The following is a 15,458-nucleotide window of genomic DNA, read 5'->3' as shown; positions in this document are numbered from 1 at the left end:
ATATTTATAGTCTAACTCACTGTTCATGCGTTTTATTCTATTACTATTTGTATGCTGTATTTGTGTCGTTGCTTGCGATAAAAATTCTCAAGCAAAGGCTGCACTACTTCAAAATCATATTAGGCATCAAGAGGATACTATCGGTTTTACTCAATATTCATGGCAAATGGATAGTATAATCAGTAGAATGGATGACGCGGATAAACTGCCAAATTCTGAAACCTACAAAGCTGTAATATGCCCACATGATGATTATGGATATGCCGGAGGATTGGATTACAAAACCCTCTCTGGAATAAAAGCCAAAACAATTATCCTTGTGGGCGTAGCTCACAGAGCAAGAAATTTTGATTTACAAGATCGTATCATTTTTGGGAGTTATGATAGTTGGCAATCTCCCGATGGCATTATTCCCGTAAGCAGCCTTAGAGATAAACTCCTCACTAAACTCAATAAAAAAACATACGCCGTGCATGATTCTATGATGCAGTTAGAACATTCTCTAGAAGCTATAACCCCTTTTTTGAAACGTAAAAACCCTGCTCTAGAAATCATACCCATGCTCGTTCCTTACAACACATTCCAAAACATGCAGTTATTTTCTGATGATATAGGAAGTGGTATTGCTGCACTTATGAAGGAAGAGAATCTAATATATGGTAAAGATATTGCTGTCGTAATTTCTAATGATGCTATACATTACGGTTCTGAGGGCTGGGGAAGCGGTAATCTCGCTCCCTTTGGCACAGACAGTACAGGGACAGCTCAGGCTAGGCAGAAGGACCTTGATATTGTAAAGGAGACGTTGCAGGGAGAGCTCACCACAAAAAGGATTAAAAAGTTCAATGATATAACCATTATGGCTGACGATTATAAGTCTTATAAATGGACTTGGTGTGGTAGATACTCCACTCCTTTCGGCTTACTGCTTGCAAATCGCATAGAGCAACTTACGGGAGCGTCTAATAAAGATGGAAAACTTCCGCACCTCACTGGTACGTTTATAGACTGGCGATCTAGTATACACAATACTCATATTAAGGTTGACGATTTACGTATGGGGCACACCGCACAGGCAGATAGCACGCACTGGGTAGCTTATGTAGGTATGTCTTATCAATAGCATTATAATTTCTCGATTATATTAGTTGTTTGGTGTTACGCTTTCGCGAAAGCGTACCTATCCTCAATACTGGCTTTAACATTAATTGTAACTATTTTAACCCGAGCTTAATACTTAAAGGCTCGTCTATCTTGTATCTTACTGATTATGATATACTCAGATAAAACAGAAAACAAGAACAACGCTTTTTTAACAGAAACTATCGAATATCTAGAAAACAAGGGATTCGAAAATATCAAGGCAGATGCCGAAGGTTATGAGACTCCTATTTCCTTTAAAAGACAAGAAACAGGAAATTCTCTTACTCCAGATATCGTAGCCGAAAAACGTGGTATCAAATACTTTTTTGAAGTGAGTTTAAAAAGTTCGAAACCAAAACTATTAAAATCTAAGTGGTTACTTCTAGACACCTTAACTAGAATGAAAGATTATCGCTTTAGAATCATAACAACCAAAGGACATTTAAGCTTTACAAGAGATATGATTGCAGATACTAATCTCAATAAGGATTTCATTCGCATATAAATTTCAATACAGTACAATCACCTAAAGGGTCTTGCTTATATAAGCAGGACCCTTTTTTATTAACATATTTTAATAGTACTATGGCAACTATTTAGGAAAAAAGAAATGTACATTGAAAAAAATATTTCTTGTGAATAAAAGACTACTCTTCTTTAATAAAATGTTTGGCTTATCTATTGTATCTCTGCTATTTATAGCGTGTGCTGTGCATCGCGATAATTATAGAGATAAAGATAATAGTACTTTTTTTAACTCCAATTCTAGAGAATACACGAGTATATTTTCTATAGCCAATGCTGGTGCAGACTTGAAAGGTCCAAATAACCAACTAATTGTCGCATTAGAAAAAGATTTTGCTTCGTTATCAAAAGAAGATGATTACCTCCTATTTCTAGGAGATAATCTACATAATAGCAATCTAGAGGATAGCCAAGTTTCATCTCAACTTGATGCTCAATTATCATTATCTAATTCCTTCAAAGGAACTTCATTGTTTCTTACTGGAGAGCAAGAATGGAACGAGAGAGGTGTAAAAGGTCTTGAAGATATTGAAACTTACATTGAAGACTTTTATAAGGAAGAAGATCACTTTTTACCTAAAAATGGTTGTCCGCTAGAGGTGATAAGCGTGAATGATGAAATAGAGCTTATACTCATAAACTCACAATGGTATATAGAAGACTGGAGTAAAACGGACGGTATTAATGATAAATGCGAGTTGAAGACAAGAGTACAGTTTAATACTCTTCTCGCTAGTGAGATGCGTAAAGCTCGTCACAAAACAGTGCTTATTGCTATGCACCACCCTTTGTACTCAAATGGTATTTACGGTGGAGAAATCCCGTCTACAGTTGTATATAAACCTACTTCTGAAAATGCATACATACCACTCGCAGGAGCATCGTTATCATTTTTAAGATCACAAGGAGGTCTATCTAAGCAAGACCGCTATAACCCTCTTATGAACGAGTTAATGTCTACCATAGAACTGGCTGCATTTGATGTTCCAAAGGTAATTATAGTTTCTGGTCATGAACGCTCATTACAGTATATAGATCACGGAGCTATAAAGCAAGTAATATCAGGAACGGGAAGTAGTGTAAAACCTGCGCGTTTGAGTAAGAGAGGACTATTTACCTCAACAAAACTTGGATATACAGAAGTAAGGATTTATGAAGACAACTCATCATCTGTGCACTTCTTTACATTACAAAACGGCACGTTTAAAGAAGCCTTTAGCCAGAGAGCTTTTAAACAACCAGAACCTTACAATCTTGATTCACTTCCTACGGTTTTTCCTAAAACGGTGAAGGCTTCTGTGTATCCTGCAGAGGCTGTAAAGAAATCTGAGAAGTATGAAAAATTCTGGGGTAAGCATTATCGATACGTATACGGAGTTGATGTAGAAGCACCCGTTGTACTACTCGATACCCTATATGGAGGACTTACTGTAGAAAGAGCAGGTGGCGGAAACCAGACTAACGGTTTGCGTCTAGTAACAAAAGACGATAAAGAGTATAACATGCGAGCCATTGCAAAAGACCCAATCGCCTTTCTTAAATCTGCTGGATATAATGATCTCGATGGAGAGAGTTATTTTAAAGGAACAGTGCCGGCGAGTGTTATTAAAGATTTTTACACGGCTGCACATCCTTATGGTGCTTTTGCTATCCCTAGGCTAGCAGGTGCGATAAAATTACCACATACGCATCCTAAATTATTCTATGTACCTAAGCAAAATCTACTAGGAGATTTTAATAAAACACATGGTGACCAATTATATATGATAGTCGAAAAACCTGATGGTGATTTTGACGATTCACATATGTTCAAATTTAGTAAGGAGGTAGAAAGCACTCAGGATCTTTTTAAAGAACTACGCGAAGATGATCAAAATCAACTTGATGAAAGAACTTATATACGAGCTCGCATTTTTGATATGCTCATAGGTGATTGGGATAGACATGAAGATCAATGGCGCTGGGCTCAAAGTCAAGTAGATGAGAAAGAAGGAACTACCATATACACCGCTGTCCCTAGAGATCGGGATCAAGTGTTTGCAAAATTTGATGGTTCATTCCTTACCTCCATGCAAAAAGTGATGAGTGGTTTGAGACAGTTTGGTAATTACGGCCCAGATATTCCATACATAGAACAATTTAGCCAGAGCGCTATTAATCTCGACCGTGCCTTAGTCATGCATTCAGATAAGTCTGTGTGGTTAGAAGAGATGAAGTATATCCAGCAAAATATCACACCTGAAGTGGTAAAAAAGGCTTTTAGTGAGGCTCCAATTGAAATTCAAGATGAGATATGGAAAGGTATTCAAACTGATCTTCTCTCACGTAAAAACAACCTAGAAGACATTGTACAGAGGTACTACAAGCACTTTCTAGAGTTTCAAGTGCTCAAGGGAACCGATAAAGACGATCATTTTGATATCCAGAATCTTGCTAATGGTGAGGTACGTGTAACGGGCTATAGAATTAAAGATGGTGAAAAAGGAAACGTATTATTTGATCGTACTTTTAATCCTGTTGACACTAAAGATATCTGGATTTATGGACTTGATGACAAAGATGTATTTGATGTGCAAGGTGAACATAAAAGTGCGATTAACATTGTGCTATCTGGAGGATTAGACAATGATACTTATGAAATTATTGGTGGAAATAATGTTACCATATACGATCAAAAATCTACTAAAAATAAGATTGTAGATAAAGGGAATGCGACAAGGCACATAGATGACATTTATGAAAACCGCATTTACGATTCAGAGAGAACACCTAAAAAAGGAGGTAGCTTTGGTCTCGAGGCTGTCTATAATCCAGATGAAGGTTTCTCTCCTAGAATACAATTTGGAAAATCTACTTTAGGATTTGAAAGAAATCCTTTTACTACAAAATTTGAGCTAGATGCTCGCTATATTTCCCTTACCCAAGCAGGTGATGTTAAACTATCATGGCATAAAGCGCACCTTTTTCATGACTGGAATTTCAAAGTTTTTGGACGAGCAACTACTGCAAATTTTACAGAAAACTTTTTCGGAGAAGGTAATAGTTCACTGTTCAACACTAGCAACTCTTTTGACGCAAACCGCATTAATATGCAGTATCTCACAGGTGGTATAGGGATGTACTACAATGGAGAATATGGAACTACTTCTGAGATTGACATATCTTATGAAGATATAAATGTGGGACCTCAAAATAATACTAGCATAGTAGATGCTCGTTATTTTGTAGTAACAGGGCTCTATAATTATCATAGTATCGATGATGAGCGATTCCCTACTCGCGGGATGGATGTGGCTATAAGAGGAAGTTTTCTTGATGAAGTAACCAGTACAAATACTGTAGGAGTGCTAGATCCTCGTCTTACGCTTTGGAATGCAATAGATAGATCTCGTGATCTTGTACTTAAAACTAGTCTAGCGGGACAGTTGCGCTTTGGAAATGATATACCGTTCTATAAAGCAGCTTCGTTAGGAGCAAATACAGGGTTGAGATCTTATAGGCAAGATCGTTTTATAGGCAAACAAGCGCTTGCAGCTTCGGCAGATCTGGCTTTCCAATTGAAACCTATTAGAACTGCTTTTTTCCCGTTGAGAATAGATATGTATGCTGGTTATGATACTGGAAGAGTCTGGAGTGATTTCACAGAAAGTAACACACTACATTATAGTTATGGTGGTGGTGTTAATCTTTCTACCGCTAGCGCTCTTAAAGGAAATATAAGCTATTTCGAAGGTCCTGAAGGTGGAAGACTAGGCTTCGGAATATCACTCGGATTATAATAGACTACTAGTTTTAGAGTTACGCTTTCGCGAAAGCGTGAAAAAGAAATTTACCCCCTAAAAAAGAATCAAGTCTTAGTATTTTACAACTTACACAAGTTGGGAAATATTACTCATAAAAAAAGCTCCCAAATAAGGAGCTTTTTTTATGAATTAATGCGAGATTTTAAGTCTCTATAAAAGATCATTACAGTCTTACACCAAATCTAAAATCGATTCTCATACCATCTTCACCAGAAAATGCACCTATTTGACCAGATACAGTATCTATCATATTTAACCAGAAACCTCCACCAAAGTCATTGTGCCATTTCTCACTATCCTCTCCATCAAGCCATACACGACCTACATCTCCTCCTCCAAAAACACCTATCTGGATAGGAATCAATCCTGTAGAAAATCTATTGAAACTATATCTCAAATCTGCCGAACCAGCTAGGGCTGATTCTCCTGTAAATCTATTGAATCTATATCCTCTCAAACCAGAATTTGCACCTAAAGATGCGGCTTGGTAGAACTCATAGTCATCACCTATAAGCACTTGAGCTTGCACAAGTGTTTTGAGGACTAGTTTTCTGTTTTTAGATAGTGCATTGTAGAAACCTAATTTAGGATTTACATATGCATACATTCTACTACCATCGCTTATGTTGCGCTTTGCACCTATTACTGTTGCAAAATCCATCCCTCTCGTAGGGTTAGCTTGGTTATCTGCACTTACATAAGTATAAGCTCCCTCTACACCTATAAAAGATTGCCCTCCAAAGAAATTACTGCGATCTGGTGTAAATAAGCTAGCGTCATCAATCACTCGGCCACCTGTAGGTTCAATTTCAATACGCTCATAATTAAATACAAATCGCAATCTACTACCAAAGGTATTATCACTCTCTACTCCTATATGAGCGCCTACTTCTCCATTACGAACTCTATTAAAGTCAAGCCCTAAATCATCATCGTTATTTACAGTCTCGTTACCAAAACCAAAGAAGTTACGAGAAAATGCTTCATTTGTAAACTTCCCTCCTATCAATAAATTCCACTGTCCAAAGGCGTTTGCAAAATTTCCTTCATATTTTAAGCTGAGTGATTCTGTTGCAAATGAGTAGGTACCATTAAGAACATGCTTGCTGCTAAAAGGATCATTCTTAAAACCGTTAGTAGTAAACACATCATTTATTCCTATCAAGAAACCATCATCAGGATTAAAACCTATGGCTGGTAAAATATTATTTGCGTAACTCTTTTTCTTTAAAGGATCATAAGTGTTAAAGGAATAGATATTTGACATTTTAAAACTTGCTCCTCCTTTTTCTTTTATCGTATTAGGAAGCGTCTTATGCTCATAAACCTTGAGGCGACGACCGTCTTTTATCTCATAGATATCGTTGTTTTGTCCTCCTACAATTTTCATTCTAATAGGCGACTTTCCTTCTCCACTTACTTTAAAGCTATCATCATCATCAAGACCGTAAATCCATATCTCGCCAGTCTCATCTGAGTTTATAATACGATCTACAAAAGGAGTTTGAACATCGCCATCTTTAATCCTCGATATCTGGACTCTAGTCTCCTTATCATTACGAGTAATTTCAAAATGATCATCCTTATCTGTTCCAGTAAGTACTACTAGCGAAGCCAGATAATCATAATATTCACCTGCGATGTCAACGATATTACCTCTTCGTTCTTTAAGGCTTTTCTTAATCTCATCTACACCTACGTCTTGCACTTCGAGAGGTAGTTTTGTAAATGCTCTAGCGATATCTTCATCACTAAGATTATCTTGAATGTATTGAGCTTGTGCTATCCAGTCCTTCTTTACAGAATTCTTGGTAAGCGCTCTATCCATTTTTATACCTGCCTCGTTAATCCACTTTACATTTTCTAGATCTCCATCATAATTTTGAAACTGTCTAGACGCTGGAATTAATGTTTTGAGTAATCCTAAAATAGCACCATCAAATTTTGAAAAAACCTGATCTCTATCTCTTGGAATAGGCTTGTATATTTTCTTTCCATCACTATCAAAACGTGCCCATCTCCACTGGTCTGCATGACGATCCCAGTCACCTATAAGCATATCAAAAATACGTGCTCGTAAATAGGAGTCTTCATCTACTTGATACTTCTCATCCTTACGTAAGTTTTCATAAAGATCATCTGTACTATCAATACTATCAGGATTTCCAAAAGAAGGAACATCTAGAAAATCTTCGTCTGGGCGTTCTTCTATAATATATAATTCATTCCCGTAATCTGCATTATACTTACCTAATGCATCATGTTTTGGAACATAAATTAAGCTAGGGTTTGTGTGATAAATACCCACCGCATCAGACAGCTCTGCCACAGCAAGAGAAGCATATGGATGTGCAGATGTATAGAAATCTAAGATTAAATCCTCTGTAAATGTATCTCTGAATTCTTCTTGAACAAAAACCTCTTTAAAAGCAACACTTTGCAAGAACTGCACGGCGCTTTTTCTCACTGCTCTTAAATTATAAGCTCTTCCGTCTTTATCTTTTAATCGTAATGATCTTGTCTGGTGACCACCACCCTTACGGTCAACTGTAAATCCGCCCATGAGTGTATCTAGCGTAGCAACTTTAGCCGTTACTGGAGTTCCGTAAACAGCTCTATAATGATCTCCCCATAGTGACTCATGTACATCTGACACATCTGTATTATTCTGAGCATACACCGTAGCCATTACAGTCTCTGGATATATCTCTGGTAGCGAGTCTAAATTTACTTCTTTTCGAGGAGCAAAAATTTCCTTTGTATAAAGTAAAGTAGGTTCTCCTTGATTTGCTGCATAAAATCTTACAGATGAAGACTCATCTTCATATACGTCCAGAATAGCAAATCCTTGACCTCCGTAAGAAAACAAACCATCGTCTCCTAAAGCTGCTGCAGAGTTCTTTGCTCCTGCTCCACTCACAATCTGTTTTATACCATCATGCTCTATATACTGTATACTGTGCTCGTGACCTGATGCAAAAATCACTTTATCTGTATCTCTCGCAAGTACAGAGATGCGTTGCATTAACTCATTATATTGCTTGTTATAGCGATCTTGAATTGACACTCCACCTTGTGATCTTACTTGGGTAACTAGAGAGGCAAGTACTGGAAGCGGCAGATTGCTTTGTGTAGGATATAACTGCTTTCTTATACCATATTTACCACCATGAATCCCATTTGTATACATAGGGTGGTGCATTGCTACAAGTATTGTCTTTTCGTTATTCTTTTTGAACTCATTTTCTATTTCTAAAAATAAATCAGTTCTATTTCTAATATCGCAATTATCATTTATTGTAGGATGCTTGTCCCAGTCTTCTAGATACCACTGCGTGTCAATGATCATCAATTCTACAGAGTCGCTTATGCTTTTCATTTCAATAGGACATCCGTTTTCAGGTTGAAATGCCTCCTTATCATCTAGCGCATCTTCTATATACTTCTCTTGACGCTTTACACCTTCTACGCCATCTGCATACCAATCATGGTTCCCAGGAATAAAAATAGTTTTACCCTTAAAATTTTCGACTGCTGCTACCTGTATGTCTAATCTGCGCTCAGCTTCGGCTCTTTCTGGATGTTTTTTTGATGGAAGTCCCGCATCATAAATATTGTCACCTAAAAAGATTGCATAGTCATTGTCTGTCTGTGCCGTGTCTATCACTTTCTTAAATGCGTCAAGAGCATAGGTGCTACCACCATCTTTATCTCCTCCTGCATCGCCTATGAGGTAGAAGGTTTTATGTATACGCTTTCGCGAAAGCGAACTATTATCAAAACGAGAAGGCTCGCTTGACTCATCTGCATATTTAGGAGAATAAGTCGCACAACTACTAAGCAAAATGGCCACTGAGAAGTTAAGAAAACGGTAATATTTGTTCATGTCCTTGTTTTTAATGTACATTAGAGGTCTAACAGGCTTATAGTAACTATGACTGAACTACTAGAAAAGACAGATAGATTTATTTCTGAACTATTTGATAATGAACTACCTAAGACATGTATATATCATAACTATGTCCATACCAAACGAGTACTTAAAAGTACCCAAGAAATAATTGATAATAGTGAAGAAAGTCTTAAAGATGAAGAAAAGCTCATCTTACAGCTTAGCGCACTACTACATGACATAGGATATGTAGATGGAACCGATAATCACGAAGCACGCAGTGCAGAAATGGCTGAAACGTTTTTGAAAGAACAGGGCGTTGAGGCTTCTATTATAGAAGAGGTGAAAAAAGTGATTCTCGCTACAGATATGCGTGTAGAACCACAAACATACCTAGAACAAGTTTTAAGAGACGCAGATGCCTCACATTTTGCTAAGGATTATTTTCCTGAGGCTAGTGAGTATCTACGTCAAGAATTAAAAATAAAAGGTATTAAAGAGTTTACCACGGAGGAGTGGAATAAGGCAAATATTGAGATGTTTACGATAAAGCATCGCTATTACACGCACTATGCCCAAGAAAACTGGAAACCAAAAAAAGATAATAATCTAAACGATCTTACCAAAGCAAGAAAGAAAGCTAAAAAGGCACGTAAAAAGGAAAAACTAAAAGTACAACTCAAAGATGCTAGCCCAGAAAAAGGGATCCAGTCTATGTATCGCATCGCGCTACGCAACCATATTAAATTAAGTGATATTGCAGATACTAAGGCAAACATATTGCTTTCTGTAAATGCGATTGTGATTTCTCTTGCTCTTGCAAACCTGATTCCAAAACTAGAGTCTCCTAGTAATGCTCACCTTATCTATCCAACGGCGGTATTTGTACTTTTTGCCATGATATCGATGATTATGTCAATCATTGCTACACGACCTAATGTAACGAGAGGTGAGTTTGATAGAGAGGATGTAAAATTGAAAAAGGTGAACCTATTGTTTTTTGGTAATTTTCATAAAATGAAACTTGAAGATTATGAATGGGCAATAGGAGAAATGCTTCAAGACAAAGATTATATCTACTCTGCCCTTACTAAAGATTTATATTTTCTAGGAGTTGTACTCGACAGAAAATATAAGCTCTTAAGAATAACCTATAATATTTTTATGGTGGGTATCATTATATCTGTACTAACGTTTGCTGTGTTCTTTGCTTACAGAGATCAAGCAGTAGAAGTCATGGAGGATGTAGAGAGCCTCACTAATATGGTGACAACACTATTATAAAAAGCAAAACGGGTTCTTTACAGAACCCGTTTTTTTATGCTTTCTTAATTTTTTATTTCCTCAATGAGATCTTCATAGGTGTAAAATTCTTTTGTCTCTTTACCTATTACTTTTTTATATAATACATTCACACGAATAGCCTTTAATCCGGTAACAGCTTGTAAGTCTTCTAGCTCAAGAATTTCTACTTCATTACCTAAGTGATTCTTTAACTGTAAGAAGTTAATGTATCTGAGATACTCTTGCTCATCTGCTTCTTGTGAGTAGACTATAGTGATTTTTCCAGCTTGTGTTATACGTTCTGTAGTTCCTTTTATGAAAGCCTTATCTACACGCTTCTTTACAACTTCATAGCGAGCGTTATAAGTTCCATCTACATCAAATCTTTTCTCATCCATACGGTATCGTACAGATAATGATGTATTAAACACTAGAATCATAGAGGCTACCTCAAGTGGATGATCCATTTTTTGCGCAAGCGAGAAATGCTCGTTTTCCATCTCGCACATTACTTGTAGTTGCCACAACCTTAAGTTGTAGAGATAAATCTTATTAAAGCTATTATGCTTTGTTATAGACTCACCTACATACATATTATGCTCTACTCCGTCTGTTTTAAAAAGTTCAAAAAAGTGGGGATACATCATCTGCGCCTCTTTTTGCTTGCGCTGTAGTACAGACGCTAGACGCTTATTTAATAGCATTACAGATTCATCATAAAACTTACGATGGCGATATACGAGACCCAGACTATCTTCTATCTGGCTTCTGTATGCTGTAATCAACTCATTGAGTTCGTCACTTTTTTTAAGCAAGTGCGTAAATAATGGCCTGATATTCTCACTCAAGAAATTTAAAATCTTACGCTCACTATCTACCTCTAGCTTCTCTTCTGTTTTTTCTAAAAATATATTAAGATTGAAAATAAGTTGCTCATAGATAGGTAGACTTTCATTAGTCTTGGCCGCTTCTAATATCGCAATGGCATTATGTAACTGTAATAAGATATCTTTTTGAGTCGCAGCATTACGAGACTCTGAAGATCCTTTAATATCAATCTGTCCAAATAATGGATAAACATCTTTAAATACAACATCCCTATATTGAACGTTATTATCCCCTTCTATCTGTAATCTTAAATATCGTTTTGCTTCCTTTTCAAATTTCCAGTACACACTTTTATGAATAGATGTACATTCATTTTGAATAATTAGGTCTATTTCATTTTCTTGTTGCTCCTTGTTACGTAATACAGCATCAATAAGATATGGCATTATGTCTGCAAGCTTATTTGCATTTATACTATTAAGCGCTCCTTTATTAGGAGAGGCTAGCTCTAGAATACCTAATAAAACACCTTTGTGACGTATTGGGGCTAGAATAACACTCTTTATCCCCTGGTCATAAAGATTTTGATACATCTTTATACTCTTATCGCTTTTATGATGTTTTGCAATATCTGAAACCGCAAAGTAGTCTCCAGTATTAAATACCGCGTCATAAGATCCTTTACAAAGTATCGTATTACAAGAAGCTTCTGTATCACCATATAAGAGATAACTACTTATATCCTTAAATGGCACAAGCTCAAAGGCCTCGTCTTCCTTATTATAATTAGAAAAACCTATTTGTAATTCTGGAAGGTCAAATATGGCTTGAAAAATTCTATGGAAGTCATGTGTAAAGTTTATGTCCTCATCTTCATAACGAAGTAAGCCAGACTTAAAATCTGATATTGAAACTTCGGTAGTGGCATCATATAAATTTGCTATCACAAAGCCTTTGAAAATATAACTGTGCGGAGGAAATTTTTCTTTCCACATCTCTATATTATCAAAATTATCTAGCAGTACGTTTACTTCTTCTTCTGTTATTTGAGGTGTTCCTTCCTTACGTTCTATATCTATATAATCCCCATTATAGAGCATTCTATAAAAACGTGTCATTCCCAAACCGTCAGGAATTTCATAATAAAATGGACGTCTAAAGTCTATTTTAAAACCATAATACTGCATTAGGATAATGCTACATCCCATGAGGTAGTAATGGTCTGCATTAAAATTCTTTATTTCTGGAATAAAATTATCACCTGCATTGAGAAGTATGTTATCATACCTCTGCGTAGATTGTAGCACAGCCTCTTGAAAAGGCATAGATGCAATTTTTATTTCATTTTGCTGCAGTACTTCTGGAAATAGCTCACTAAGAAGATCATCAATTTGATTCTTATAGCTCCCTATAGTATCTAGATTATTTATTCCTGATTCTAATTCTGGATAGTCAGAAATAATTTCCATTATTTCTGTTGCACGTCTTTTTAATCTTAAATTATCTGAAGTAAGATTGTTTTTATAATGACTCACTAATTTCCCTACACTAAAATGTAATTCTAGTGGAAACTCTTGATCTTTAAAATGTACTCCGCTTTTCATAAAATGGGTCTTCAAAACTCCTCTTCTCTTCTTTATTAATAACTGTAAACCTTATTTTTGTTATAATAAAAATATGATCTCATGAAACAATTACTAATTCTTGTAATTTTATTCTCTTTATTCTCCTGTGGAGATAATAATAGTACTCCTATAAAAGGTACCGCTGCTGGTATGGCTGATGGTACGTCACTTATCTTAGAGGAATTAGGGCCTAATAATAAACGTATTCCCTTAGACACTGCCGTTGTAAATGCTGGTAAATTTACTTTTACAAAAGCTATAACAGAAGGTACTGGTTTATTAATACTAAGTGAAGCTACAGCTACTAGCCAACTTTTGCTAGTAAAAGATGAGCAACCACTTAATCTAACTCTGTACAAAGATAGCTTATCTAGCTCTTTAGTCACAGGTAGTATAGAAAATGAGTTGTTTAATAATTACCGTAGGACTGCTATGCAGACTAATAAAAAGAGACAAAAGCTCATTCAAGAGATGCAAAAGGCACAGAGAGAAACAGATGGAATTAAGGTAAACATTATCCGTGACCAAATAGCAGCCATGGACACGCAATTTATTACCGATAAAAAAGCAGTAGTTGAGAAAAATACTGACAAAATGGTCTCCGTAATTGCACTATCTGACTTAATAAATGAGAAAGTCTTGAAAATTGAAGAGTCCGAAGCATATTATAATAGTCTTTCTGAGGATATTCAAAACTCTACTGTGGGAGAAAGTGTAGAAAACTATATCGCACAACTCAAGTCACAACGTATCGCTAGCGGACTTGCCAGTATAGGAAATAAAGCTCCTGAGTTTACCGCAAAAACTCCAGAAGGTAAAGAACTTTCACTTTCAGAGACTTTAGGTAAATACACCATCATTGACTTTTGGGCTTCATGGTGTCGCCCTTGCCGTATGGAAAATCCTAATGTTGTAAATGTGTATAATCAATATCATGATAAAGGTCTTAATATTATAAGTGTATCTCTTGATAGACCAGACCAAAAAGAAAGATGGCTACAAGCCATAGAAAAAGATAAAATGGACTGGTATCATGTTTCAAACTTACAGTTTTGGCAAGATCCTATCCCTAGAAGTTATGGAGTACGAGCAATACCTGCGACATTTTTACTAGATGAAAATGGCGTTATTATAGCAAAAGATCTAAGAGGTCCTGCACTAGGAGCGAAAATGAAAGAGCTCCTAGGAGAAATTTAGGTTTATTCTTCACAAACAATTCTAAAAAGCATCGCTCCTATCGCGATGCTTTTTTACATTTACTATAATGTTACTAATACTATTCTCAATATTTATCATAGGGCCACTACTCCCCTTGCTTCCGGCGACACACTGGAGCATACGCTTTTTTGATTTTGTGAGAATTCAAACAGTAGTTATTCAGCTACTTTTATTAGGAGTTGCATTTATATCTTGGGAGGTCTTCACTGTGACACACATAGTATTTATCGCTGTGATGATAGCGGTACTTTTATTTCAATTATGGCTCATTAGACCTTACACACCTTTTTATCACAGACGCAAGCCTAAGGCAGAGTTCCATAAAGAACAGCTCACACTCGTTACCGCAAATGTATTGCAGACTAACACGAACTACGATAAATTTATAACTATCATAAAGGAAAGCAATCCTCATATATTTATCACCATGGAGTCTGATCAAAAGTGGGATAAAGCAATATCTCAAGCTTTTCCAGAGTATACTCACACCGTAAAAGCTACACTGGATAATTTTTATGGAATGCATGTGTACTCAAAAATTCCGTTTCAATCATCAGAGATAAAATATCTTGTAGAAAAGGACATTCCATCCATACATTGTGAGATAACATATGCAGACCAGCCTTTTAATCTTATAGCAATACACCCTGCTCCTCCTAGTCCATCAGAAAACGAAACTTCAAAAGAACGTGATGCCGAGTTGATGCTCGTAGGTAAGCAATGTAGAGAGTCTAAGGACGCAACCGTAGTTTGCGGCGATCTCAATGATGTGGTGTGGTCTAAGACTTCTAGACTTTTTAGCAAAATCACAGGGTATCTAGATCCGCGCGTAGGTCGTGGTCTCTATCCATCCTTTCATGCAAATTACTGGTTACTCAGATTCCCTCTTGACCATTTATTTTATTCAAAAGATCTTCATGTAACAAACATGAAAAGACTGGCATATTTTGGTTCAGATCATTTTGCTATGTACTATAACATAGCATTTCCTATGGTAAATATTGATGTTGCAAATCCTAAAATCACTACAGAGGACAAGGAAAATATTCAGGAGATAATAGGCGATGGGATTCTTTCGGCTAGAGCTTCACAAAATCATTAAGCGGAGGATTATTATTTTTTCACGCTTTCGCGAAAGCG

General features: G+C 36.3%; 8 protein-coding genes. 6 read left to right on the top strand and 2 right to left on the bottom strand.

All coding sequences use genetic code 11. The features are described from left to right. Nucleotides 1-25: 25 nt before the first annotated feature. The 3 genes from amrB (at nucleotide 26) to SJY37_RS11295 (ending at nucleotide 5,447) form a co-directional block, all read left to right on the top strand. On the top strand, nucleotides 26-1,123 hold the full coding sequence (gene amrB, locus SJY37_RS11305; RefSeq protein WP_379953070.1) for an AmmeMemoRadiSam system protein B: 1,098 nt from the start codon (nucleotides 26-28) through the stop codon (nucleotides 1,121-1,123). 147 nt (nucleotides 1,124-1,270) lie between these two features. Beyond that, nucleotides 1,271-1,648 (top strand): hypothetical protein, encoded by a 378-nt coding sequence (locus tag SJY37_RS11300; RefSeq protein WP_108878608.1) that lies wholly within the window; start codon nucleotides 1,271-1,273, stop codon nucleotides 1,646-1,648. 130 nt (nucleotides 1,649-1,778) lie between these two features. Next, nucleotides 1,779-5,447 (top strand): hypothetical protein, encoded by a 3,669-nt coding sequence (locus SJY37_RS11295; protein ID WP_379953069.1) that lies wholly within the window; start codon nucleotides 1,779-1,781, stop codon nucleotides 5,445-5,447. A 187-nt stretch (nucleotides 5,448-5,634) separates the two neighbouring features. On the opposite strand, the gene SJY37_RS11290 is transcribed toward SJY37_RS11295, so the two are convergent. Further along, complete coding sequence (locus SJY37_RS11290) at nucleotides 5,635-9,357, bottom strand: metallophosphoesterase (protein WP_379953068.1); 3,723 nt, start codon at nucleotides 9,355-9,357, stop codon at nucleotides 5,635-5,637. A gap of 48 nt (nucleotides 9,358-9,405) precedes the next feature. Between SJY37_RS11290 and SJY37_RS11285 the strand changes: the two genes are divergently transcribed. Next, complete coding sequence (locus tag SJY37_RS11285; protein ID WP_298324348.1) at nucleotides 9,406-10,647, top strand: Pycsar system effector family protein; 1,242 nt, start codon at nucleotides 9,406-9,408, stop codon at nucleotides 10,645-10,647. A 44-nt stretch (nucleotides 10,648-10,691) separates the two neighbouring features. Here SJY37_RS11285 and SJY37_RS11280 read toward each other — a convergent pair whose 3' ends face one another. Next, nucleotides 10,692-13,079 carry a GAF domain-containing protein gene (locus SJY37_RS11280; RefSeq protein ID WP_298324345.1) on the bottom strand — a complete coding sequence of 796 codons (2,388 nt, stop codon included), beginning with the start codon at nucleotides 13,077-13,079 and terminating at the stop codon, nucleotides 10,692-10,694. An 81-nt stretch (nucleotides 13,080-13,160) separates the two neighbouring features. Between SJY37_RS11280 and SJY37_RS11275 the strand changes: the two genes are divergently transcribed. Further along, nucleotides 13,161-14,297 (top strand): TlpA disulfide reductase family protein, encoded by a 1,137-nt coding sequence (locus SJY37_RS11275; RefSeq protein ID WP_298324342.1) that lies wholly within the window; start codon nucleotides 13,161-13,163, stop codon nucleotides 14,295-14,297. Between the two features lie 67 nt (nucleotides 14,298-14,364). Then, the gene (locus SJY37_RS11270; protein WP_298324339.1) at nucleotides 14,365-15,420 is read left to right on the top strand and encodes an endonuclease/exonuclease/phosphatase family protein; all 1,056 of its coding nucleotides are present in this window, start codon (nucleotides 14,365-14,367) and stop codon (nucleotides 15,418-15,420) included. Nucleotides 15,421-15,458: the final 38 nt, after the last annotated feature.

This window comes from Dokdonia sp. R78006 (genome assembly GCF_042466145.1).
In the GTDB taxonomy this organism is placed as follows: Bacteria; Bacteroidota; Bacteroidia; order Flavobacteriales; family Flavobacteriaceae; genus Dokdonia.
The sequence above is the reverse complement of the archived record's forward strand: the minus strand, read 5'-3'. Positions and strand labels throughout refer to the sequence as shown.

What these genes read in the sequence shown, in the direction of transcription:
- SJY37_RS11290 (WP_379953068.1), bottom strand. Translation starts at nt 9,357, where the DNA reads ATGAACAAATATTACCGTTTTCTTAACTTCTCAGTGGCCATTTTGCTT.
- SJY37_RS11275 (WP_298324342.1), top strand. Translation starts at nt 13,161, where the DNA reads ATGAAACAATTACTAATTCTTGTAATTTTATTCTCTTTATTCTCCTGT.
- SJY37_RS11285 (WP_298324348.1), top strand. Translation starts at nt 9,406, where the DNA reads ATGACTGAACTACTAGAAAAGACAGATAGATTTATTTCTGAACTATTT.
- SJY37_RS11270 (WP_298324339.1), top strand. Translation starts at nt 14,365, where the DNA reads ATGTTACTAATACTATTCTCAATATTTATCATAGGGCCACTACTCCCC.
- amrB (WP_379953070.1), top strand. Translation starts at nt 26, where the DNA reads ATGCGTTTTATTCTATTACTATTTGTATGCTGTATTTGTGTCGTTGCT.
- SJY37_RS11280 (WP_298324345.1), bottom strand. Translation starts at nt 13,079, where the DNA reads ATGAAAAGCGGAGTACATTTTAAAGATCAAGAGTTTCCACTAGAATTA.
- SJY37_RS11300 (WP_108878608.1), top strand. Translation starts at nt 1,271, where the DNA reads ATGATATACTCAGATAAAACAGAAAACAAGAACAACGCTTTTTTAACA.